The organism is Streptomyces sp. NPDC023573 (genome assembly GCF_055559735.1).
Genome location: NZ_JBVHKB010000003.1, coordinates 534,706 through 556,266, shown reverse-complemented (window position 1 = coordinate 556,266; position 21,561 = coordinate 534,706). Strand labels below are relative to the sequence as shown.

20 protein-coding genes are annotated in these 21,561 nt (G+C 71.5%); 8 read left to right on the top strand and 12 right to left on the bottom strand.

What is annotated here, in order from left to right:
- Positions 1-2 precede the first annotated feature (2 nt).
- The 4 genes from ACZ32T_RS12930 to ACZ32T_RS12915 all read left to right on the top strand — a co-directional run bounded on the left by ACZ32T_RS12930 (position 3) and on the right by ACZ32T_RS12915 (position 5,128).
- Entirely contained in the window at positions 3-1,208 is a 1,206-nt protein-coding gene (locus ACZ32T_RS12930) for an acyl-CoA dehydrogenase family protein (protein WP_467272584.1), read from the top strand.
- A 182-nt stretch (positions 1,209-1,390) separates the two neighbouring features.
- A complete protein-coding gene (locus ACZ32T_RS12925) occupies positions 1,391-2,038 on the top strand; it encodes a phosphatidylserine decarboxylase (RefSeq protein ID WP_104783882.1) in 648 nt (215 codons plus the stop codon).
- A 22-nt stretch (positions 2,039-2,060) separates the two neighbouring features.
- Positions 2,061-2,879: a CDP-diacylglycerol--serine O-phosphatidyltransferase gene (gene pssA / locus ACZ32T_RS12920; RefSeq protein ID WP_325749121.1), complete on the top strand. Its 819-nt coding sequence runs from the start codon at positions 2,061-2,063 to the stop codon at positions 2,877-2,879.
- 113 nt (positions 2,880-2,992) lie between these two features.
- Positions 2,993-5,128, top strand: coding sequence for a SpoIIE family protein phosphatase (locus ACZ32T_RS12915; RefSeq protein WP_467366762.1), 2,136 nt, complete (start codon positions 2,993-2,995; stop codon positions 5,126-5,128).
- A 38-nt stretch (positions 5,129-5,166) separates the two neighbouring features.
- Here the strand turns inward: ACZ32T_RS12915 and ACZ32T_RS12910 are convergent, their stop codons facing one another.
- The 7 genes from ACZ32T_RS12910 to ACZ32T_RS12880 all read right to left on the bottom strand — a co-directional run bounded on the left by ACZ32T_RS12910 (position 5,167) and on the right by ACZ32T_RS12880 (position 12,916).
- Entirely contained in the window at positions 5,167-7,281 is a 2,115-nt protein-coding gene (locus ACZ32T_RS12910; protein ID WP_467366760.1) for an acyltransferase family protein, read from the bottom strand.
- 219 nt (positions 7,282-7,500) lie between these two features.
- Positions 7,501-7,791 (bottom strand): hypothetical protein, encoded by a 291-nt coding sequence (locus ACZ32T_RS12905; RefSeq protein ID WP_467272576.1) that lies wholly within the window; start codon positions 7,789-7,791, stop codon positions 7,501-7,503.
- A 312-nt stretch (positions 7,792-8,103) separates the two neighbouring features.
- Complete coding sequence (locus tag ACZ32T_RS12900; protein ID WP_467272574.1) at positions 8,104-9,357, bottom strand: ABC transporter substrate-binding protein; 1,254 nt, start codon at positions 9,355-9,357, stop codon at positions 8,104-8,106.
- On the bottom strand, positions 9,354-10,466 hold the full coding sequence (locus ACZ32T_RS12895; protein ID WP_467272572.1) for a branched-chain amino acid ABC transporter permease: 1,113 nt from the start codon (positions 10,464-10,466) through the stop codon (positions 9,354-9,356). The genes ACZ32T_RS12900 and ACZ32T_RS12895 overlap by 4 nt, the downstream gene beginning before the upstream one ends.
- Complete coding sequence (locus ACZ32T_RS12890; RefSeq protein WP_467272570.1) at positions 10,459-11,349, bottom strand: branched-chain amino acid ABC transporter permease; 891 nt, start codon at positions 11,347-11,349, stop codon at positions 10,459-10,461. Before ACZ32T_RS12890 ends, ACZ32T_RS12895 begins: the two co-directional genes overlap by 8 nt.
- Entirely contained in the window at positions 11,346-12,131 is a 786-nt protein-coding gene (locus tag ACZ32T_RS12885; RefSeq protein ID WP_467272569.1) for an ABC transporter ATP-binding protein, read from the bottom strand. The genes ACZ32T_RS12890 and ACZ32T_RS12885 overlap by 4 nt, the downstream gene beginning before the upstream one ends.
- Entirely contained in the window at positions 12,119-12,916 is a 798-nt protein-coding gene (locus ACZ32T_RS12880; RefSeq protein ID WP_467272567.1) for an ABC transporter ATP-binding protein, read from the bottom strand. Before ACZ32T_RS12880 ends, ACZ32T_RS12885 begins: the two co-directional genes overlap by 13 nt.
- 261 nt (positions 12,917-13,177) lie before the next feature.
- On the opposite strand from ACZ32T_RS12880, the gene ACZ32T_RS12875 reads away from it, so the two are divergent.
- On the top strand, positions 13,178-13,897 hold the full coding sequence (locus tag ACZ32T_RS12875) for a PucR family transcriptional regulator (protein ID WP_467272565.1): 720 nt from the start codon (positions 13,178-13,180) through the stop codon (positions 13,895-13,897).
- 60 nt (positions 13,898-13,957) lie between these two features.
- Here the strand turns inward: ACZ32T_RS12875 and ACZ32T_RS12870 are convergent, their stop codons facing one another.
- Together ACZ32T_RS12870 and ACZ32T_RS12865 are read right to left on the bottom strand one after the other, a co-directional pair.
- Entirely contained in the window at positions 13,958-15,073 is a 1,116-nt protein-coding gene (locus ACZ32T_RS12870) for a glycerate kinase (protein ID WP_467366758.1), read from the bottom strand.
- Between the two features lie 128 nt (positions 15,074-15,201).
- Entirely contained in the window at positions 15,202-15,663 is a 462-nt protein-coding gene (locus ACZ32T_RS12865; protein ID WP_467272561.1) for a VOC family protein, read from the bottom strand.
- Between the two features lie 235 nt (positions 15,664-15,898).
- Between ACZ32T_RS12865 and ACZ32T_RS12860 the strand changes: the two genes are divergently transcribed.
- Positions 15,899-16,633 (top strand): SIR2 family NAD-dependent protein deacylase, encoded by a 735-nt coding sequence (locus tag ACZ32T_RS12860; RefSeq protein WP_467366756.1) that lies wholly within the window; start codon positions 15,899-15,901, stop codon positions 16,631-16,633.
- 39 nt (positions 16,634-16,672) lie between these two features.
- Here the strand turns inward: ACZ32T_RS12860 and ACZ32T_RS12855 are convergent, their stop codons facing one another.
- Entirely contained in the window at positions 16,673-17,074 is a 402-nt protein-coding gene (locus tag ACZ32T_RS12855) for a (2Fe-2S) ferredoxin domain-containing protein (protein ID WP_467366754.1), read from the bottom strand.
- A gap of 316 nt (positions 17,075-17,390) precedes the next feature.
- Here ACZ32T_RS12855 and ACZ32T_RS12850 point away from each other — a divergent pair, with 316 nt between their 5' ends.
- Complete coding sequence (locus ACZ32T_RS12850) at positions 17,391-17,975, top strand: TMEM165/GDT1 family protein (RefSeq protein ID WP_401519128.1); 585 nt, start codon at positions 17,391-17,393, stop codon at positions 17,973-17,975.
- A 51-nt stretch (positions 17,976-18,026) separates the two neighbouring features.
- Here the strand turns inward: ACZ32T_RS12850 and ACZ32T_RS12845 are convergent, their stop codons facing one another.
- Together ACZ32T_RS12845 and ACZ32T_RS12840 are read right to left on the bottom strand one after the other, a co-directional pair.
- The gene (locus tag ACZ32T_RS12845; protein WP_467366752.1) at positions 18,027-18,545 is read right to left on the bottom strand and encodes a methylated-DNA--[protein]-cysteine S-methyltransferase; all 519 of its coding nucleotides are present in this window, start codon (positions 18,543-18,545) and stop codon (positions 18,027-18,029) included.
- Between the two features lie 8 nt (positions 18,546-18,553).
- Positions 18,554-20,026, bottom strand: coding sequence for an AlkA N-terminal domain-containing protein (locus ACZ32T_RS12840; protein ID WP_467272552.1), 1,473 nt, complete (start codon positions 20,024-20,026; stop codon positions 18,554-18,556).
- Positions 20,027-20,319: 293 nt separating this feature from the next.
- On the opposite strand from ACZ32T_RS12840, the gene ACZ32T_RS12835 reads away from it, so the two are divergent.
- On the top strand, positions 20,320-21,549 hold the full coding sequence (locus ACZ32T_RS12835) for a right-handed parallel beta-helix repeat-containing protein (RefSeq protein WP_467272550.1): 1,230 nt from the start codon (positions 20,320-20,322) through the stop codon (positions 21,547-21,549).
- Positions 21,550-21,561 lie beyond the last annotated feature (12 nt).

The window sequence follows — 21,561 nt, the reverse complement described above, 5'->3', positions numbered from 1 at the left end:
CCATGAGCCGACTCGCGCAGACCGCCGGTCTGACGGATGTCCAGCAGGAGATTCTCTCCACGGTCCGGAGTTTCGTCGACAAGGAGATCATTCCTGTCGCGACCCAGCTGGAGCACCGCGACGAATATCCGACGGACATCGTCGAAGGGCTCAAGGAACTCGGCCTGTTCGGGCTGATGATCCCGGAGGAGTACGGCGGTCTGGGCGAGTCGCTCCTCACGTACGCGCTGTGCGTCGAGGAGATCGCCCGGGGCTGGATGAGCGTGTCGGGCATCATCAACACGCATTTCATCGTGGCCTACATGCTCAAGCAGCACGGCACACAGGAGCAGAAGGACACCTTCCTGCCGCGGATGGCGCTGGGCGAGGTCCGGGGCGCGTTCTCGATGTCCGAGCCGGCGCTGGGTTCCGACGTCTCCGCAATCTCGTCCAAGGGTGTGAAGGACGGCGACGAGTACGTCCTCGACGGTCAGAAGATGTGGCTGACGAACGGCGGGACGTCCACGCTGGTCGCCGTCCTCTGCAGGAGTGACGAAGGACACCCCGAGGGCACGGCCCCGCACAAGTCGATGACCACTTTCCTGGTGGAGAAGGAGGCGGGCTTCGGCGAGGTCCGTCCCGGTCTCACGATCCCGGGGAAGATCGACAAGATGGGCTACAAGGGCGTCGACACGACCGAGCTCATCATGGACGGACTACGCATTCCGGCCAATCGTGTGCTGGGCGGCACGACCGGCCGAGGTTTTTACCAAATGATGGACGGTGTCGAGGTAGGGCGGGTGAATGTCGCCGCGCGTGGCTGTGGCGTCGCACAACGTGCGTTCGAACTGGGTGTTTCTTACGCCCAGCAGCGCCAGACCTTCGGAAAGCCGATCGCCCAGCACCAGGCGATCCAGTTCAAACTGGCTGAAATGGCCACCAAGGTCGAAGCAGCGCATGCGATGATGGTGAATGCGGCACGCAAAAAGGACTCCGGGGAGCGGAACGACCTGGAGGCAGGGATGGCGAAGTACCTCGCCTCCGAGTACTGCAAGGAAGTCGTCGAGGACGCCTTCCGTATCCACGGCGGTTACGGCTTCTCCAAGGAGTACGAGATCGAGCGCCTCTACCGCGAGGCTCCGATGCTGCTGATCGGTGAAGGTACCGCCGAGATCCAGAAAATGATCATCGGTCGCCGACTGCTCGAGGAGTACCGGTTCCAGGGCTGATATGCCCCTTACGAGGTGATTTGGTGGCGAAGAACATCACACCCGGTCACCCCCGTCGGGAGCCTTTCAGCTGTCCGACTCGGCTGCTGGCTTGCCCAGTTGCCGCTCGCACCCGATAGCATCGCCGGAAAGCCGCCGTCCCCCCGTTGCCAGCGCGGCATCATCCGCTACGAAGGTCATCCATGCCCGACAGCCAAATCTCTGCATCCCGCGGCGGGGTCCGCCTTGCGCGCGGAGCATCGCCGTGGCTCCTCCCGACCGTCGCCACCGCGGCCCTCAGCCTCGCCCGGTCCCGCAGGTCCGGGCGCTGGGCGGCCGTGGCCGTGCCCACCACCGCGCTCGCGGCGGGCATGCTGTGGTTCTTCCGCGACCCCGAGCGCGAGATCACCCAGGGCCGCGTCATCTCGCCGGCCGACGGCGTGGTGCAGAGCATCATGCCGTGGAAGGACGGGCGCACCCGCGTCGCGATCTTCATGAGCCCGCTGAATGTTCACGTCAACCGGGCCCCGCTGGCCGGCACCGTGACCTCGGTGGAGCACATCCCGGGTGGGTTCGTCCCGGCGTTCAACAAGGAGAGCGAGAACAACGAGCGCGTTGTCTGGCACTTCGACACCGAGCTCGGCGACATCGAGATGGTGCAGATCGCGGGAGCGGTCGCCCGTCGCATCGTCCCCTACATCCCGCAGGGCACGAAGGTGGAGCAGGGCGAACGCATCGGTCTGATCCGCTTCGGCTCGCGCGTGGACATCTACCTTCCGGAAGGTGTCGATGTCGCGGTCGAGGTCGGCCAGGCCACGACCGCGGGGGTGACTCGAATTGACCGTGATTGATCCTGATACCCAGGCGGGCTGGGTGCCCGAGGCGGAGGAGCAGGACGACGCCGAGGACATGCCGCTCTCGATGAGGCTGTCGATAGCGGACACGCTCACCCTCGGTAACGCCACGTGCGGCTTCATGGCGGTGTACTTCACCACCACGGGGATCCTCATCCCGCACCTCACGGGCAGCGACGAGTCGGGCATGGCCAGGCACTCCGCTGCGACCGCGGTGATCCTCATGCTCATGGCAGCGGTGTTCGACCTGTTCGACGGGCTCGTGGCGCGCAAGCTGCGCTCCTCCCCGATGGGTGCGGAGCTGGACAACCTCTCCGACCTCATCAGCTTCGGCCTCGCACCGGCGTACTTCGTACTGGTGTACGGAATGGTCGCGGACGACGCACACCAGCGGGTGTCGGCGCTCGCGGCGATCGTGGTACTGCTGGCGGTGGTGCTCCGGCTTGCGCGGTTCTCGTGCGTGACCTTGAAGGACGGCATGTTCCAGGGCATGCCGAGCCCCTTCGGAGCGCTCACGGTCGTCTCGATCGTGCTGCTGGAGCTGCCCTTCGTGCCGACGCTGCTCGCGATCGTCGGAGTGGCGTGGCTGATGGTCAGCCGGGTCGAGTACCCGAAGCCGCGAGGTGTCCTCGCGGTGGCGATGCTCAGCTGGATCGTGGCCGCGATGGGGCTTCTCGCCGCGTGGGCGTTCGACGCCCCCGGGGGCCAGCTGCTCCTCCAGACCGGCTGTGCGCTGCAGGTCGTCCTCGGGGCGGTGATCCCGCTCTTCGCCACGGCGCGGCGGGTGAACACCTTCCGTGACAACCGGCGCGAGGCACGGGCGGCGCAACTCCCGTAACCGCGCGGAACGCGTTTCGACGAGGGCCCGGATGCTCCCCGCATCCGGGCCCTCGCGCATGCCCAGGCCCTCAGCGGGTGCGTCCCCGGGTGCCAGGGGGGACGCTGGAAGGCGTGCAGGACCATGCCGCTTCCGTCGCCGCCACCGGTTCGGGCACGGAGCTGCTGGACGGCGCCGTGGACCACCTGGTGCACGAGACAGGTGCGTCGGTGGCGATGCTCTACCTGCTGCCGGAGAACGGCAGCACGCTGCATCTGGCCGTGCTCGCCGGGGTGCCGGGCCAGCTGGCCACCCCGTGGACCCGTGTGCCGCTGTCCGCGCCGATGCCGGTGGCGGACGCCGTGCGGCTGGGCTGCCTGGTCTGGCTCGGCAGCCAGGAGGAGCTGGCGCACCGCTATCCGCGTGCCGCGCTCGTCCTGCCGTACGAGTTCGCGCTGGGCGCCGCCCCCATCCGTGCCGGCGCCGTCACACGAGGCGGGCTGGTGCTGCTGTGGCCCGGGTCGCACCCCTCGCAGCTGTCGCCCGTCGAACGTGCGGCCGTCGTCAGAGGCTGCGACGGCATCGGCACACTCCTGCGACAGGCCGAGGCCGGGGGCTATCCGGTGCTTCCGGGAATCCAGCCCCGGGTGCTTCCCGCACCCCAGCCGCCCGACCCCGCTCCGGCCGAGGCGGCGGCCACGGCGGGATTCATCCAGCGGCTGCCCGGCGGGAGCTGCTCGCTGGCGCTCGACGGGACCGTCACCTACCTCAACGACGCCGCCGCGTCGCTGCTGGGAGCCCGGGCGGACGACGTATGCGGCACACTGCCCTGGGTGTCGCTCCCCTGGCTGCACGACCCCTCTGTCGAAGATCACTACCGGGCCGCCGTCATCAGCCGGCAGCACACGATCTTCACCGTTCTCCGGCCGCCGGACCAGTGGCTGGAATTCCACCTGTTCCCGGACGCCACCGGGATCAGCGTCCGGATCGTGCCCACCTCCGAGCCCGGCCCCACGGAGGTCCCGCCCCCGACGCTGCCGCCCCCCGCGGCCGTGCCCAGCCGGGCCACCGCCCTGTACCACCTGATGCACCTGGCGGCGACGCTCACCGAGGCGGTGGGCACCCAGGACGTGATCGAGCTGGCCGGAGAACAGGTGATGCCCGCCTTCCGGATCCAGACACTGATCATCATGACGTCGGCGGAGGGGCGGCTGCGGGTCGAGGGCCGCCTGGGCAGATGCCCCACCCTCATGGACCGCTTCGACGGTGCGCCCCTGAGCTCGCCCACACCCGCCGCGCACGTGCTGATGCAAGGCGTCCCCGATTTCTATCCCACCTTCGCCGAGCTGCACCGCGCCTATCCGTCGGCGGGCCTCCGCGACGCCGTGGCAGCCTGCGCCTTCCTCCCGCTGATCGTTTCCGGACGTCCGATCGGTTCCCTGGTCCTCGCCTACGACCGGCCGCATCCCTTCGAACCCGAGGAACGCGCCCTGCTCACCTCGATCGCGGGGCTGCTCGCCCAGGCACTGGACCGAGCGCGCCTCTACGACGTCAAGGACCGGCTCGCGCACAGTCTGCAGGCCCACCTCCTGCCCCACACCCTGCCCGGGATCGCCGGTCTCGACGTCGCGGCCCGCTATCTCCCGGCCACCCGGGGCATGGGGATCGGCGGGGACTTCTACGACCTGATCCGGCTCGACGACACCACGGCCGCCGCGGCCATCGGCGACGTACAAGGGCACAACGTGAACGCCGCCGCGCTGATGGGGCAGGTCCGCACCGCCGTGCACGCCTCCGCCGGCGCGCCGCCCGACGAGGTCCTCGCCCGCACCAACCGTCTGCTGACCGACCTCGATCCCGGCTTGTTCACCAGCTGTCTCTATGTGCACCTCGACCTGGCGGGGCACCGCGCCTGGCTGGCCACCGCGGGCCATCCCGGACCGCTGGTGCGCCAGCCCGACGGACAGACCGAGGTACTCGACCTGCCGCCCGGTCTCCTGCTCGGCATCGACCCGGCGTCCCGCTACCCGACAACCGAGATTCCGCTGCGTCCCGGTGCGGCGCTCGCCCTGTACACCGACGGGCTCGTCGAGGCGCCGGGGGTGGACTTCGACGACGCCACCGCGGAGCTGGCCGCGCTCTTCGCCCTGGCCCTGGACCAGGGCATGGAGTCCGTCGCCGACACGCTCGTGCGGTACGCGAAGCGGGCCACGCCCGGCACCGACGACATCGCGCTGCTGCTCATCAACGCCCTGCGGCGAGGCGTCTGAGGACGACCGGGTCCGCGCGGCGGCGGCACCGGGCCGGTTCAGGAGGCGTCCACCAGGCGGTCCAGCGTCGGCGCCAGGACCGGGGCGAGCGCCTCGGCGTAGGCCTCGGAGAGATGGCTGTCGTCGCGGTGGACGGCGGTGTCGCCGACGACCACGGGGCAGAAGCCGGTGCGGGGCGCGCAGACCCAGGGGGTGGGGTCGATGACCGCGGTGTCCGTCGCGGACGCGGCGGCCCGGACGGCTCTCCCGCGCGTCGCGTCATGGATGGCGTCCGGCAGGTGGTTCGCGCAGGCGTGCAGCTGGAGGGAGTTCCTGGCGGCGCAGTCGACCGGGTCGCCCTTGGGCCAGGGGGTGTCCAGCAGGGCGGCGACCCGGGTGCCGGAGGCGCTCAGTTCACGGAAGGTGCTCTCGAAGCCGGTGGTCCACCGGCGGAGGGGGTCGGCGGCGGGGCGCGCCGGGTCTCCGGCGTCCGAGGAGGAGGCGACGACCAGGTCGGGGCGCAGGGCCCGGATTCTCGCCACGGCGTCGGAGCGCCAGGTGTCGCAGGCCGTGTACGGCTTGTGGCCGTACACGGTGGTCAGGTCGGCGACCTTGCAGGAGGCCTTCGTCAGTGAGACCAGCTTCCAGCCGCGTGTGGTCGCGAGCCGTTGAAGGGCGGGGAACCACTGTGCCGCGTGGGAGTCGCCGAAGAGGACGACCGTGCGGGAGGAGGCCGGGTCGCCGTAGACGCAGGGCCGGGTGCCGGTGGCGGCGCGGTCGACGTGGCAGCCGTCCCGGTAGACCGCGGAGCGGGAGGACTTCATCTCCGGCAGGGACGGGGCGAGGTTGCCCGGCAGGGCGGTGGGGGCCGATGCGAGCAGTCCGGTGAGCCGGGCCTCGGGGTCCGGGGCCTCCGAGAGGGCGTGCGCCAGGTCGGGTGCCGGGCCGCCCACCTCGATCGTCGGCGGGACCGCCGCCGCCGTCAGGGACAGCGCCCAGGCTCCGGCCGTCAGCGCCGCTCCGAGGACCAGGGCCCGGCGGGGGCGTCTGCGGAAGGCCCGGTGGAAGCGGACCGGGTTCTCGACGAGGCGCAGGGTGAGCCACGCCAGGCCCAGCGCCGCCGCGCACAGCCCCAGCGCGAGGGGCACGCCGGCTGTACCGTCCGCGCGGCCCAGCGCCGCCGGGGCTATGACCAGGAGCGGCCAGTGCCACAGGTACCAGCCGTACGAGAGTCCGCCGAGCCACACCAGCGGGCGCCGCCCGAGCAGCCACCCGGCGCCGTGCGGGGCGGGCGCACAGCCGCCGGCCAGGAGGAGTACCGTGCCGGCGACCGGCAGGAGGGCGTGGTAGCCGGGGTAGGGCGTCCCTTCGTCGTACCGGACCGCTGCCAGCGTGACGCAGGCCAGGCCGAGCCACGTCAGCGGGGCCGCGAGTGCGGGGCGCAGCCGTTCCAGCCGACCGGTGACCAGCGCCAGGAGGGCGCCGGCACCCAGTTCCCAGGCCCGGGTGAGGGAGTTGAAGTACGCCCATGGCGCCGAGGCGTCCGTCACGAGGACGCCTGCCGCGAACGAACCCAGGCAGAGTGCTCCCAGCAGCATCGCGACAGGGCGGCGCCGGCCGCGGGCGACCCGCAGGACGAGCAGCAGGAGCAGCGGCCACACCAGGTAGAACTGCTCCTCCACGGCGAGGGACCAGAAGTGCTGGAACGGCGACGGCGGGCTGTTCTGGGCGAGGTAGTCCGTACCGGCCGCGGCCAGCCGGAAGTTGACCGCGTACAGCGCGCTGGCAAGAGCGTCGCCCGCGTACTCGGCGAGCCGGGCCTTGGACAGGAACAGCCACGCCCCGCCCAGTGTGACGGCGATGACCAGGGACGAGGCGGGGAGCAGCCGCAGTGCCCGGCGGGCGTAGAAGGAACGCACCGACACCCGCCCGGTGGTGGTGAGTTCCCGCAGCAGCAGCGAGGTGATGAGGAAGCCGGAGATCACGAAGAAGACGTCGACCCCGATGTAGCCGCCACCGACCTGGGTCACACCCGCGTGGGAGAGCACCACCAGCCCGACTGCCACCGCGCGCAGCCCCTGGATGTCGAGCCGCGGTGCGTGGCGACCCTGCGGTGACGGTGGTCTGCCGCTCGCCGGGGCGGTACGGGTCTCGGCGGGGGTGGTGCTCGGCATCGGGTGGCTCCTCGGGGCGGCAGACACGCTTCCGCCGGGAAGACCGCTCCGCCCGCCGCACGGGTTCCGCCCGCGTCGCCCCGCTTCGCCTGACCGGCGAAGGTTCAACCGCGGGATACCGGCGGTTCACCCTCGCGCGGCCGGGCTCCGCGGAACGTCTTCGCACGATGGGTGCCCTGAGATGCCGAGGCGGTGGGGTTCATCGGCACCCCAGGGCGTTCAGGGGGCGGTGCGGACGGCGCGGCCGTGGAAGACCGGCCCGGTCGCGTCGAAGCCGAACCGGTCGGCACAGGTGAGCCGTACCCCGTTGCCCTGCTTGTCGACGATCCGGCCGCCCTCGGTGTGGAGCCGGTCCGTGCCGGTGCCGGCCGCGGCCTCCGTACACGCCGCGGGGGCGGGGTCCTGGCCCGTCGGCTGCGCGGCGACCGGACCGGACAGCGCCATCAGCAAGGCTGTCGCGATGATGGCGGCCAGGACCGGGCCCAGCCACTTTCTCGTCGGTGACTTCATCCGTCGTCGCCCTTCAGGGGGTGAGGCGGGCACAGGCCTGGGAGCGCTCCCATGCATTACTCATATGAAGCCAGCACGATGACAGGCGTGTCAATGGACATGTCAAACTTCACTTCTTGAAGGCGCGACGCGGTAACCGCGACGGTGACGCTCACCGGGACACCGGTCCGCTACCTGCGCCTGAGGTTCACCGGGAACACCGGCTGGCCGGCGGGTCAGCTGTCCGAACTGGAGGCCTGCACGCACGGACCGCACCCCGGACACACCGACGGGCCCGGCCTCCGCGGCCGGGCCCGCCCTGGTGCGGGGAGGTCAGGGCTTGAGCGTGAACGACTCCGCGGCCGGGGCCACTTCGGCCGGGCGGACCACCTTGAGGCCTCCGGGCGTCTTGGCGTCCGGCTTCATGACGACGGTCTCACGGGTGGAGGGCGCCGACGGGTCGGTGAAGTCGTGCGAGATCCCGAAGTCGGCGCCGAAGTCCTTGATGGTGAGCAGGGCCTTGTCGACACCTTCACGGGTCAGGTCCTTCGACTCGCAGGCCTTCTTCAGTGCCTCACCGAAGACGGTCGCCGCGTTGTATCCGGCGATGACGCCGTTGTCGAGGCCGTCCTTCGGGTACTTGGCCCCGTAGGCCTTGGAAAGCTTCGCCGGGCCTGCCGCCGCATCACCGATGGGCAGGGTGGAGGAGCCGATGTAGTAGTCCTTCTGCAGGGCGGCGCCCGCCTGGGTCGCCAGGAGCTGCGGGGCGTACGCCGAGTTGTTGCCGACGACGGGGACGTCGAAGCCGGTGGCCGCGGCCACGCCGACCAGGGAGGCCGCCTGGCGCGGTCCGGCACTGATGACGACCGCCTTGACGCCGGCCTGCTTCAGTGCGGAGACCTGGGCGGTCATGTCGTTGTCGGTCGGCTTGATCTTCTGCTCGACGACGGTGAGGCCGGCTTCCTGAGCAGCGTGCTTCGAGCCGGCCAGGGCGTTCTCGCCGTAGTCGCCCTCGAAGTAGACGTGGCCGATCTTGTCGCCCTTGGCGATGCGCTTCTCGTCGAGCAGGAAGTCGATCAGGTTGATCGTCTCGACGTCGTACGTGGCGCCGATGACGCGGACGTACTTGGATCCGACCAGGTTCGCGGACCATGCCTGGGGCAGGACGATGGCCTTGTCCTGGCCGTCGATGCGCGACTCGACGGCGGAGACGAACGGGGAACCGATGAACTGGGTGAAGCCCAGCACCTCCGGTTCGAGCTCGGTGTAGGCACCGATCGCCTTCTGCGGGTCGTATCCGTGGTCACGGACGGTCAGTTCGATCTGCCGGTCGCAGATGCCTCCGGCCTTGTTGGTCTCCTCCACCCAGAGCTGCTGGGCCTGGGTGACGCTCTTGCCGAGCGAGGCGTAGACCCCGGTCATGTCGGTCAGGGCCCCGAGGGTGATCTTCGAGTCGGTGACGCCCTCCCCGGCCTTCACACCGTTCTTGTCCGCGGCGCCGTCGTCCGACGACTTCGCCTTCTCGCTGCATCCCGCGAGGGTGAGGGTGAGAGCCGCCACAACGGCTCCGACAACACGTAGCTTCATTTCTTCTTCTCCCCTGGATTCTTCAGACGCGCAATGCCGCCGGGCAGGAACAGGACGACCGCGACGACCGCGGCGCCGTACAGATAGCGGGACGCCTCGCCCGGTGCGATGCCGCCCGTACCAGGGGCGGACACCAGGGGGAGGGAGTCGCTGTAGTGGGTGAGCACCTGCGGGAGCAGCGACACGAACGCGGCGCCGATGACGGCTCCCGCGACGCTGCCCAGCCCGCCGATGACGATCATGGCGAGGTATTCGAGGGACAGGATCATGCCGAAGTACTCGGGCACGGTCCGCTGGAAGACCAGCGCGAGCAGGACACCCGCGAGGCCCGCGTACATCGAGGACAGGACGAAGACGCCCGCCCGGTACCGGGCGACCGGCACCCCCATGACGCCGGCCGCGATCCGGTGGTCCCGGATGGCGTTGAGTGCCCTGCCGGGCCTGCCGCGCAGCACCCCGCGGGCGAAGAGCCCGCCGGCCAGCAGGGCGGCCAGCCCGAGGTACCAGAGCTTCTCCGACGACTGGAAGGGCACTGCGGCGACGACCACTTCGGCGTCGTCGAAGGTGAACCCGAAGAGCGAGAGGGGCGGCACCGGACGGCCGTTGAAGCCACCGGTGAGCGAGCCCGCGTTGAACAGCACGTGCTGGCCGATGAAGATCAGCGCGAGCGTGGCGATACCGAGGTAGGCGCCGCTCAACCGCCCGGCGATGGGGCTGAAGAGCCCTCCGGCCGCGCCTGCCAGGAGCACGGCCAGGACGGCCGCGAGCCAGGTGGGCAGTCCCAGGCCGGTGAGGGCGTGCCCGTTCTCCGTGCTGCTCTCACCCCCAAGGATGCAGTAGCCGTAGGCGCCCACGGCGAGGAAGAACGCGTGCCCCATGGAGAGCTGGCCGGTGGAGCCGGTGAGCAGGTTGAGCCCGATGGCCCCGATCGCGGCGGCCATGGCGAACAGCCCGGCCTGGAGCCAGAACCTGTCCAGGTAGAACGGGAACAGGAGGAGCAGCACCGAACCGGCGAGCCAGAGGTACGGGGCGGGCCGGCGCAGCCGGCCGGTGAACGACGCTCCGGCGGCGGGTGCTGCCTCCGTGACGTCCTTGACGGCTTCAGACACGGGACAGCTCCTTCGTACCGAAGAGGCCCGCCGGCCGGACGAGCAGGACGACCACCATCACCAGGTACGGCGCGAGATCACCGATGCCGCGTCCGAGGAAGGAGAGGTCGCCCTGGTAGCCCGTGGCGAGTGACTCGGTGACTCCGACGACGAGACCACCGACGAGTGCCCCGGTCGTCGAGTCGAGGCCGCCGAGGATCGCGGCGGGGAACGCCTTGAGGGCGGCGAGTGAGGTGGCCCGTTCCAGGCCGGGGGTCGGGAACACGGTGAGGAAGAGCGCGGCGACGGCGGCGAGTGCCCCCGCGACCGCCCAGGCGGAGAGGGAGACCCGGCCGAGGCGGATGCCCATCAGCGCGGCGGTCTGCGGGTTCTCGGCGGCGGCCCGCATGGAGACGCCCCACGAGGTGAAGCGGAAGGCGAGCAGGAACACCGTGATGAGCATCCCCGCGACGAGGAAGGCCGCGATGCGGGTCTCCGCGAGGGTGACTCCCCCGATGGTGACGACGTCGTCGCCCCACGGGTCGCCCAGCGACATGACGTCCGTCCCCATGCGCCGGACGATTTCGGTGGTGAGGAGGATGTCGACGCCGATGGTGACGATGGCGAGGACGCTCTGGTCGCTCCCCCGGTAGCGGCGCATGACGAAGAACTCGACCGCCGAGCCGACGACGGCGGCGCCGGCGATGCCGACGCCCAGGGCCGGCCAGAAACCGATGTCGTCGTGGAGCACTGCGGTGACGTAACCGCCCGCCAGGAGCAGCGAGGCGTGGGCGAAGTTGACGACCTCGGTCGCCTTGAAGATGACGACGAAGCCCAGGGCGATCAGTGCGTAGACCGACCCTATGGAGAGGCCGCCGAGGAGGAGTTCGATGAAGGTGGTCATTCCTGTGCCCCCAGGTAGGCCCGCACGACGGCCGGGTCGTTCTGCACCTCGGCGGGCGTGCCACCCGCGATCCTGCGTCCGAAGTCGAGTACGGTCACGGCGTCCGCGAGCCGCATCACCACCCCCATGTCGTGTTCGACCATGACGATCGAGATGCCGAGGCTGTCGCGCACCCCCGCGACGACGGCCGCGGTGCGGCGGCGCTCGTCGGCGGTCATGCCCGCGATGGGCTCGTCCAGGAGCAGGACCTCGGGCTCCATGCACAGGGCGCGGCCGAGCTCGACGAGCTTCTGCTTCCCGTACGGGAGGGCGCCTGCGGGGAAGTCGAGTTCCTTCTCCAGGCCGATGAACTCCGCGATCTCACGCACCCGTTCGTGGTGCCGGCGGGCCTCACGCGTCGCGGAGGGCAGCCTCAGTCCCGAGGCCAGGAATCCGGCGCGGGTGAGCCGGTGCCGGCCGAGCATGAGGCTCTCGGCGACGGTGGCGTGCGGCGGCAGTGCCAGGTTCTGGAAGGTGCGGGCGACGCCGAGGTCGGCGATCGTGTGCGGGGCGAGACCGGTGAGTTCGGTGGAACCGAGGTACACGCTGCCCGAGGTGGCGCGGTAGACGCCGGAGAGCACGTTGAACGTGGTGGACTTTCCCGCGCCGTTGGGTCCGATGACCGCGTGCACGCTGCCCGGTTCGACGGTGAAGGACACCGCGTCGAGCGCGGTGAGGCCGGCGAAACGCACGGTCACGTCGCGCACGGCGAGAGGCGCCGGAGCGGTCGTCACGCGGACCACCTGCTCAGGGTGCGGGTGACGCCTTCGGCCTGTGCGGCGTCCTCGGCGGCCGTCTCGTCGACGACACCGAGATAGCGCCGGCGCACCTCGTCGGAGGCGGCGAGTTCGTCGGCCGGGCCGTCGAGCGCCACCTCGCCGACGTCCAGGACGTACGCCGTGGAGGCGAGCCGCAGTGCGATGGCCGCGTTCTGCTCGACGAGCATGACGGAGGTGCCGCCCGCGTTGATCTCCTGGATCGTCTCGGCGATCCTGGCCGCCATCAGCGGGGCGAGCCCGAGGGACGGCTCGTCGAGCAGCAGCAGGCGGGGTGCGGCCATCAGGGCCCGGCCCATCGCCAGCATCTGCTGCTCACCGCCGGAGAGCAGACCGGCCCGCTGGTGCGCGCGCTCGGCGAGCACGGGGAACAGTTCGTGTACGCGCTTCAGAGCGGCGGCCGCCGCCTTCCGGCCGCCGCGTGCCCCGAGGGCGCCCGCCCGCAGATTGTCCGCCACCGTCATCCGGGCGAACACCTGGCGCCCTTCCGGTACCTGGATCACTCCCGCCGCCACCACCTGGGCGGGGCGGAGCCCGTCCAGGGGACGGCCGTCGAAGCGGATGGTGCCCGTGCCCGTGCCGCGGTGGAAGCCGAGGGTCCGCGATACGGCCCGCAGCAGCGTGGTCTTGCCGGCGCCGTTGCCACCGAGTACAGCGGTGATCGCGCCGGCCGGCACGTCGACGGAGACGTCGCGCAGTGCCCGTACCGGGCCGTAGCCCACGGACAGTTCGCGGATCTCGAGCGTTGCCATGCGTCCTCCTCCTTCCGACTGGTCGTTGTGGTGCCACAGACCAGCAGTGGGCGCGGCGCGCGTCCACGGCCCCGGGCGCAATCGCTGCGGGTGACCAGTCTTCGAAGGGCCCGGTTGTGCGTGTGCACAGAGGGAGGTGATGCGCGGCCCTCCCCCGTGCGGCCGGTGGCATCCTCACCAGCCATGAGCGGGTCGGGTCCTGCCAACTGGGTCCGGCCTGTTCCGGACGAGGGGCCCCTGGCTGCGGAACGGAGCGAAGACATGCGGCGGCGCGGTGACGAGCAGGGCCGGGCACTGCTCGACGCCTTGCTGGAGGGCCGGTCGGAGCCGGGCCTCGCGGCGCGCGCGGCGAGCGTTCTCGGTCTGCCGGAGCGGGGGCGTTACGCGGTGGCGGTGGTGCGGGCGGGCGAGGGCGGGCCGGTGTGCGTGGCGCTGGAGGCGGAGGGGCTGCGGTGCTTCCTGCGGGGACGAGGAGACCGCGAGACGGTCGTCGTCGCGCTGGGTGACCGGGACCCGGAGGCGCTCACCGCCCTGTTGGTGCGGTGTCCGGGCCCCGGCGGTGTCGGCCCGGTGGCTGACGGCCTGACGGGGCTGGGGGCCGCGCTCCGGCTGGCGGAGGTGGCGCTGCTGACGTGCCCGCCGGGCACGGCGGAGATCGTCCGGCTGGAGGAGCGGCTGCCCGCGGCGCTGGTGGTGAGCCAGCCTGAGCTGGCCGCACGGCTGGTCGCCGATGTCTTCGGCCCGCTGCTGGCGCTCGATCCGGCGGACCGGGCGCTGCTGGTGCGGACGCTCGAGGCGTGGCTGGAGTGCGGGGGGTCGGCGGGGCGGGCGGCCGGGCGGCTGTACTGCCACCGCAACACCGTGCTCAACCGGTTGCGGCGGCTGGAGCGGCTGACCTCGCGGTCCTTGTCACGGCCGCGTGAACTGATCGAGATGACGCTGGCGCTGGACGCGTTCACGCTGACGGCACCGCAGCCGTGAGGGGTGCCGGCCGACCGGCACCGCGGCCGTGAGGGGCCGGCAGCCCCTCACGGCGGTGCGTCAGGACAGGAAGTCGCGGGCGATCGCCTCGGCCGCGCGTTCCAGCAGGGGGCCGGCCTGTGCCATGCAGACGGCGGGGTCCGGTTCCAGGTCCGTCAGTGCGTAGGCCCGGCGGATGCCCGCCTTGCCCAGGGCCTCCGGCGGCAGCGCGAGGCGCCCGCAGACGGCGACGGCCTCCACTCCCGCGGCGCGCGCCGCGGCGGCGACGCCCGCCGGAGCCTTGCCGTGCAGGGTCTGCTCGTCGAGCGAGCCCTCGCCGGTGACGACGAGCGTGGCACGGGCCAGCGCGGGGGCGAAGCCGAGGACGTCGAGCATGACCTCGATGCCGGGCCTGAAGCGCGCGCCCAGCGCGGTCAGCGCGCCGTAGCCGATGCCTCCGGCGGCGCCCGCTCCGGGCAGCTCGGCGGTCTCGGGGCCCAGCACGGACGCGTAGTGGACGAGTGCCGCGTCGAGGACCGCGATGTCGTCCTCCGTGGCGCCCTTCTGCCGCCCGTAGACCTCGGGGGCGCCCTTCGGGCCGGTCAGCGGGTTGTCCACGTCGCTCGCCAGGATCAGGTCGATGTCCGCGATCCGGGGGTCGAGGCCCGACAGGTCGGCCTCGGCCAGCTCGGCGAGTCCGCCGCCGCCGGGGCCGACGGGCTTGCCGTCGCCGTCCAGGAAGCGGGCCCCGAGCGCGGCGAGCATGCCGGCGCCGCCGTCCGTCGTGGCGCTGCCGCCGACGCCGAACACGATCGTCCGGGCGCCCGCGTCGAGCGCGGCCGCCAGCAGCTCCCCGGAGCCGTACGTGGTCGCCGTGAGCGGGGCGAACTCGCCTGCGGGGAGGTGCTGGAGGCCCGAGGCCTCGGCCATCTCCACCACGGCGGTGGTGCCGCGCACCGCGTACGCCGCCGTGACCTGGTCTCCCAGCGGGCCGGTCACCCGCGCCTCGCGGCGCTCGAACCCGGCGGCCACCGCCGCCGCGACCGTGCCGTCGCCGCCGTCCGCGACGGGCAGGGTCTCGACCCGTACGCCGGGGACGGCACGCCGCAACCCGGCCGTCACTCGCTCCGCGACCTCCACGGCCGTCAGCGAGCCCTTGAACTTGTCCGCCGCCACGAGCACGTGGGGGGTCTCCATCACTGCTCCGTCCGTCACCTTGTATCCCTTTGCTTTCGAACAGGCAGTCGCGCCGCCCCGACCTTATCCGGACCACCCCTGATCTGCCCATGGCTGTCCGAAACCGCGTGGCCGGCCCCGCGGCGCCGTCAGTCCAGGCAGAACTCGTTGCCCTCGGGGTCGGTCATCACGATGAAGCCGGCGCTCATCGGAGGAGCGGGCTCGTCGCGGCGTACCCGCGTCGCTCCCCGTGCGACGAGCCGTTCGCACTCGGCCTCCAGCGCCGCCATCCGCTCCTCTCCCTGGAGTCCGGGGGCCGCGCGGACGTCGAGGTGGACACGGTTCTTGGCGGTCTTGCCCTCCGGGACCTGCTGGAAGAACACGCGCGGTCCGTGCCCCTCGGGGTCCTCGATCGCCGATCTCGAGTTGCGCTGCTCCTCCGGTACGCCGATCCCCGCGAGGAAGTCGTCCCAGGCGGCCAGGGGGTCGGCGCCCTCCGGCAGGTCGACCCCGGGCGGGCCGGGGTGGACGTAGCGCAGTGCGTCGCGCCAGAAGGACGACAGCGCCCGCGGGTCGTGGGCGTCGAAGGTGACCTGGAAGTGGCGGCTCATCGGCTTGCTCCGTTCGTAGCGGGATGCGTGTGGAGGCAGAGGCCGCGGCAGGCAGACCTCCCGAGGCGCCACGCGGCCGCACGCTCCGGATGTCCGGCACCGTCGGCCCGTCGATGTCCTCTGCGTCCATGGAATCAGCCTGGCACCCGTGGTGGCGCCGGACGCGGAAAAGCACTGAGCCGTGCCACGCGGAAATGCCGTCGCGGGTGCCGGCAGCCGTCCGTAGGCTCGGGCCATGACTCTCGTCGCGATCCTCAGCGGCGCCGGCGTCTCCACGGACTCCGGCATCCCCGACTACCGCGGGCCGCAGGGCCTCTGGCGGAAGGACCCGGAGGCGGAGAAGCTCGTCACGTACGACTTCTACATGTCCGATCCGGACATCCGGCGCCGCTCCTGGCAGATGCGCCGCACAAGCGCGACGTGGGGCGCCGAGCCGAACGGCGCCCATCGCGCGGTGGCCGCGCTCGAACGCTCGGGCACCCCGGTCCGGGTGATCACCCAGAACGTCGACGGACTGCACCAGCGAGCGGGGCTGTCCGCCCGCAAGGTCGTCGAACTCCACGGCACGGCGCACGAGGTGGTCTGCACCCGGTGCCACGCCCGGTCGGCCATGGCGGACGCGCTTGCCCGGGTCGGGGCCGGCGAGGCGGACCCGCCGTGCACGGTCTGCGGCGGGATCCTGAAGCCGGCGACGGTGATGTTCGGCGAGCGCCTGGATCCGCAGGTGCTGGCCGACGCCATGGCGATCACCAAGGCCAGCCAGGTGTTCATCGCCGTGGGGACGACGCTCCAGGTACAGCCCGCGGCGTCGCTGGCGGGGATCGCGGTGGAGCACGGGGCCCGGCTCGTCGTGGTGAACGCCGAGCCGACCCCGTACGACGACATGGCCGACGAGACCGTACGCGAACCGATCGGGACGGCCCTGCCGGCGCTGCTGGAGCGTCTCTCCTCGAAGAGCCGCGCCCTCTGACCGCGGGTCGGTCCGCCGGCGGGGCCGCCCGGCAGGCGCTCAGTCCTCCAGCCCGGCCCGGATCCGGCGGGAAGGGCTGAAGGCGTACAGGTCCAGGATCTCCGGGGCGTCCGCGAGGCCGGGCCCGCCCTCCGCCGCCCAGGCGGCGATGTCGGCGACGGCGTGCGGATCGTTGACCAGCCCCAGCCAGACGGGGCGGCCGCCCGCTCGGCGGCCCTCGGCCGAGGGCTGCACGACGATGACGTTGCCGTGCTCGCAGGCGTCCAGGCACTCCACCGCGCGCACGGTCGCGGCACCGCCCGCCGACTGCCGCAGTTGCGCGAGCTGCCCGGCGTGGTCCACTCCCGGGATCTTCCCGGTGCCGCAGCAACAGCCCCGGCAGACGCTCACCGTGGGCCGGGACGGGCCGGGTGCGGCGGCCTTGTGCGGTCGGCGGCTCATGCGGGTGCGCTCCCGGGGACTGGGTGGCTGATCACCGTAGGACTCTACCGAGCCGCTCGCCCACGGGTCCGGTGAGGTAGTGTTGACGGCTGCGAAGGGGAGTAGCCCTGCAAACCGGTCGTCGACACACTGGAACCTCCGGGTTCCCGGTGGCCGGGTCCGTGGATTACCGCGGACGGGCGAGACCTTCGGTCAGGTATGACACGTCCGCTTCCTGTGGGCGTTGCCGTCATGCCGGGCCGAGTGGTCCTCCGAAAAGCCCGAGCGGCGCTTCGCGGAAGTCCCGGAGCCCGGCTCTCACAGAAGGCCACCCGGAATGCATCTCGACCCCCTGGCGATCCTCACCGCCTTCGGGCTGATCTTCCTCGCGGAGCTCCCCGACAAGACGATGTTCGCCTCGCTGGCCATGGGCACGCGTATGCGCCCGCTCTACGTCTGGTTCGGTACGTCGTCCGCGTTCATCGTGCACGTCGCCATCGCGGTCGGGGCGGGCGGGCTGATCGGCCTGCTGCCCGACTGGATCGTCAAGGTGGTCTCGGCCGCCCTCTTCGCCTTCGGCGCCTTCATGCTGCTGCGCAGCGGTGGCGGGGACGACGACGAGGACGGGGAGATCAAGACCGTCACCGGCTTCTGGCCGGTCTACTCGACCGCCTTCATGGCGGTCTTCATCAGCGAGTGGGGCGATCTGACCCAGATCACCACCGCGAACCTGGCCGCGAGCAACGGCACCTGGTCCACGGCCGTCGGGGCGGCTGTCGCCCTGATGTCGGTGTCGGCGCTGGCGCTGCTGGCCGGGCGGTTCATCGCCAAGCGGGTGCCGCTGAAGACGGTGCAGCGCATCGGCGGGGTGTGCATGCTCGGTCTGGCGATCTGGTCGGTCGTCGAGATCTTCACGGGCTGAGCGCGCCGCGTGGCGGGCTGAGCGGAGTGGCCGGGCCGCGGGCCGCCCCGCTCAGAACAGGGCAGGCACCTCGCACGCGCTCCCCCGTTCGAAGGCGAGCAGCCGCTGCTTGCGGTCCAGTCCGCCGCCGTACCCCGTCAGGCTCCCGGAGGCTCCGATGACTCGGTGACAGGGCACGATGATGCCGACCGGATTCCGGCCGTTGGCGAGGCCCACCGCGCGGGATGCTCCGGGCTTGCCGAGCCGGTTAGCCAGCTCCCCGTAGGAGCGGGTCTCGCCGTACGGGATGCGTACGAGCTCGGACCACACCCCGCGCTGGAAGTCGGTGCCGTGCAGGTGCAGCGGGAGGTCGAACTCCTTCAGCTCGCCCGCGAAGTAGGCGTGCAGCTGGCGGACCGTCTCACCGAAGGGCCGGGCGTCGCATACGCCGAAGGTCTCCTCCGGCGGGCGGTGCCGCTGCCCGGTCATGTAGAGACCGGACAGCACGCCCTCGGTCGCGACCAGGGTGAGCGCCCCGTACGGGCTGTCGACGACCGTGTGCTGCCTGGTCGCGGTGGGTGTGGTGGTCATGGTCGTCCTCAGGTGGGCAGGTGGTTGATGGGGTGGTCGTCGGCGGTCCACAGATACTGCACCGCGTACGCCCGCCAGGGGCGCCATCGCGTGGCGGACGCGGTGAGGGCGGCGGGGGTGGCCGGGAGTCCTAGCTGTCCTGCGGCCCTGCGGATCCCGAGGTCGGTGGGGAGGAAGGCGTCCGGGTCCCCGAGGGCCCGCATGGCGATGACCTCGACCGTCCAGGGGCCGAAGCCCGGCAGCGCGGCCAGTTCCGCGCGGGCCCGCTCCCAGTCGGTCCCCTCGCCCAGCTTCAGGGACCCGTCGGCGAGGGCGGCCACGAGGGTGGTGAGTGTGGCGCGGCGGCTGCGCGGCAGGGCGAGTGTCTCGGGATCGAGCCCGGACAGCGCCTCGGCGGTCGGGAAGAGATGGGTCAGGCCGCCTTCGGGGTCCTCCACCGGCGTCCCGTGGGCGCGGACCAGCCGGGCGGCGTGGGTGCGGGCGGCGGCTGTGGAAACCTGCTGGCCGAGCACCGCACGTACGGCGAACTCCGCCGCGTCGACCGTGCGCGGCACCCGGCGCCCCGGGGCCGCGTCGACCAGCGGGGCGAGCAGCGGATCCGAGCGGAGCCTGTCGTCCACGGCGACCGGGTCGGCGTCCAGGTCGAGAAGTCTGCGGCAGCGGCTGATGGCCTGGGTCAGGTCGCGGGGGTCCGTGAGGGAGAGCCGGCAGTCGATGTGGCCGGGCTGCGGGGACAGCGCCACGATGCCGTGTCCGTGCGGCAGGGTGAGCGTGCGGCGGTAGGCGCCGTCGCGCCATTCCTCGACGCCGGGGACGGCGGTGGCGGCGAGGTGCCCGAAGAGGTTGCTCGGGTTGAGCGGGGCGCGGTACGGGAGCCGGAGCGTTATGGATCCCGGAACGACGGGCTTACGGGCCCCGCGTTCCGCCCGGGCGCGCAGTTCGCCCGGCGCGAGCGCGAAGACCTCCCGCACGGTGTCGTTGAACGTACGGATCGATGAGAACCCGGCCGCGAACGCGACCTCGGCCATGGGGAGTCCGGTCGTCTCGATGAGGACCCGGGCGGTCTGGGCGCGCTGGGACCTGGCCAGCGCGAGCGGGCCCGCGCCGAGCTCGGCGAGGAGCTGGCGCTCGACCTGCCGGGCGGAGTAACCGAGCCGGGCGGCCAGTCCCTGGACGCCCTCCCGGTCGACGACGCCGTCCTGGATGAGCCGCATGGCCCGGGCGACGGAGTCGGCGCGGGCGTTCCACTCCGGGGAGCCGGGGCTGGTGTCGGGCCGGCACCGCTTGCAGGCGCGGAACCCGGCCTGCTGGCATGCGGCGGCGCTGGGGTAGAAGGTCATGTTCCGGGCCTTCGGTGCCACGACCGGGCAGCTGGGCCGGCAGTAGATCCGGGTGGTCAGGACCGCTGTGAAGAACCAGCCGTCGAAGCGGGCGTCCTTCGACTGTACGGCCCTCACGCAGCGCTCGGTGTCGGTGTGCATGGTCCAAGCATCGGGCACGGGAGGGCCGGCCGGCTGGCGGAAATCCGACATCGACGTCGAGCGGCGATCCGGCACGGACGCACGGCCGCCGACGGCTCACCCACCGGCCCACCCACTCCCACCTGGTTCAGATTCATGAATGCTGATCACGTACACATCTATTGACGTGACCACGACACGCGCTTACGGTCCTGGAAAGCGCTTGCCCCCCACCCAGTGTGGCCCCGGCGGCCCGCCCTGTTCAGCAGAACGAACAGACAGGCTGCCGAACCAACCCGACCTGGAGACGATCGATGCAGAAGAAGAAGTCCGTCATCGCGTGTATCAGCCTGCTCGCCGGCTCGGCCCTCGCGCTGTCCGGCACCATGGCGCAGGCCACCACCACCCCCCACACGGCCACCGCGACGGGAACGGCCGGTGTCCCGGCGGCGCCGGCAGCCGACGCCTTGTACGTGGCGCCCGAGGGCAGCGAGGACGCGGCAGGCACGGAGTCGGACCCGACGACGCTCCCGTCGGCGATCAGCCGCGTCACCCCAGGCGGGACGATCTACCTGCGCGGCGGGACGTACGAGCACTCGGAGACGGTCACCATCCCGCCGGGCAACGACGGCACGTCCAGCGCCCGCACGACGCTCGCCGCCTACCCGGACGAGACCCCCGTCCTCGACTTCGCGGCCATGAGCGAGGACCCGGCCAACCGCGGGCTCGCCGTGAACGGCGCGTACTGGCACATCGACGGCATCATCGTCGAGCACGCCGGTGACAACGGGATCTTCGTGGGCGGCAGCAACAACGTCATCGAACATGTCGTGACGCGCTTCAATCACGACTCGGGACTGCAGATCTCCCGGATCGCCTCCGACACCCCCGACGACGAGTGGCCCGCCCACAACCTCGTCCTGAGCTCGGAGTCGCACGACAACGCGGACTCCGACGGCGAGGACGCCGACGGCTTCGCGTCGAAGCTCACCTCGGGCCCCGGAAACGTCTTCCGCCACACCGTGGCCCACAACAACATCGACGACGGCTGGGACCTCTACACCAAGTCCGAGACGGGCCCGATCGGCCCGGTGACCATCGAGGACTCCCTCGCCTACGACAACGGGACGCTGTCCGACGGGACCGTGAACTCCGACGGCGACCGCAACGGCTACAAGCTCGGCGGTGACGACATCGAGGTGGACCACATCGTCCGGCGCAACATCGCCTACGACAACGGCCACCACGGATTCACCTACAACAGCAACCCGGGCTCCATGACGGTGTCGGGCAACGTCAGCATCGACAACGCCGAGCGTAACTTCTCGTTCGACAAGGGCACTTCGGTGTTCCGCGACAACGTCTCCTGCCGCAGTGACGACGGCTCCAACGACAAGACCGTGGGCGACGCGGACAGCTCCAACCAGTTCTGGACCGGCTCGAACGGCTCGTCCTGCTCGGCGTACTCCGGTGCCATGGACTGGTCGTTCGCCTCGGACGGCTCCCTGGTCGTGACCTTCGGCGGCAACAAGGTGACGCCGTAGCCGACCTGCTGA

Bases quoted from the DNA above. Each gene is read 5' to 3' on its own strand.
- ACZ32T_RS12930 (WP_467272584.1), top strand. From the start codon at position 3: ATGAGCCGACTCGCGCAGACCGCCGGTCTGACGGATGTCCAGCAGGAG.
- ACZ32T_RS12925 (WP_104783882.1), top strand. From the start codon at position 1,391: ATGCCCGACAGCCAAATCTCTGCATCCCGCGGCGGGGTCCGCCTTGCG.
- ACZ32T_RS12910 (WP_467366760.1), bottom strand. From the start codon at position 7,281: ATGCCGAGCACCACCCCCGCCGAGACCCGTACCGCCCCGGCGAGCGGC.
- ACZ32T_RS12905 (WP_467272576.1), bottom strand. From the start codon at position 7,791: ATGAAGTCACCGACGAGAAAGTGGCTGGGCCCGGTCCTGGCCGCCATC.
- ACZ32T_RS12900 (WP_467272574.1), bottom strand. From the start codon at position 9,357: ATGAAGCTACGTGTTGTCGGAGCCGTTGTGGCGGCTCTCACCCTCACC.
- ACZ32T_RS12890 (WP_467272570.1), bottom strand. From the start codon at position 11,349: ATGACCACCTTCATCGAACTCCTCCTCGGCGGCCTCTCCATAGGGTCG.
- ACZ32T_RS12880 (WP_467272567.1), bottom strand. From the start codon at position 12,916: ATGGCAACGCTCGAGATCCGCGAACTGTCCGTGGGCTACGGCCCGGTA.
- ACZ32T_RS12875 (WP_467272565.1), top strand. From the start codon at position 13,178: ATGCGGCGGCGCGGTGACGAGCAGGGCCGGGCACTGCTCGACGCCTTG.
- ACZ32T_RS12870 (WP_467366758.1), bottom strand. From the start codon at position 15,073: ATGGAGACCCCCCACGTGCTCGTGGCGGCGGACAAGTTCAAGGGCTCG.
- ACZ32T_RS12865 (WP_467272561.1), bottom strand. From the start codon at position 15,663: ATGAGCCGCCACTTCCAGGTCACCTTCGACGCCCACGACCCGCGGGCG.
- ACZ32T_RS12860 (WP_467366756.1), top strand. From the start codon at position 15,899: ATGACTCTCGTCGCGATCCTCAGCGGCGCCGGCGTCTCCACGGACTCC.
- ACZ32T_RS12855 (WP_467366754.1), bottom strand. From the start codon at position 17,074: ATGAGCCGCCGACCGCACAAGGCCGCCGCACCCGGCCCGTCCCGGCCC.
- ACZ32T_RS12850 (WP_401519128.1), top strand. From the start codon at position 17,391: ATGCATCTCGACCCCCTGGCGATCCTCACCGCCTTCGGGCTGATCTTC.
- ACZ32T_RS12845 (WP_467366752.1), bottom strand. From the start codon at position 18,545: ATGACCACCACACCCACCGCGACCAGGCAGCACACGGTCGTCGACAGC.
- ACZ32T_RS12840 (WP_467272552.1), bottom strand. From the start codon at position 20,026: ATGCACACCGACACCGAGCGCTGCGTGAGGGCCGTACAGTCGAAGGAC.
- ACZ32T_RS12835 (WP_467272550.1), top strand. From the start codon at position 20,320: ATGCAGAAGAAGAAGTCCGTCATCGCGTGTATCAGCCTGCTCGCCGGC.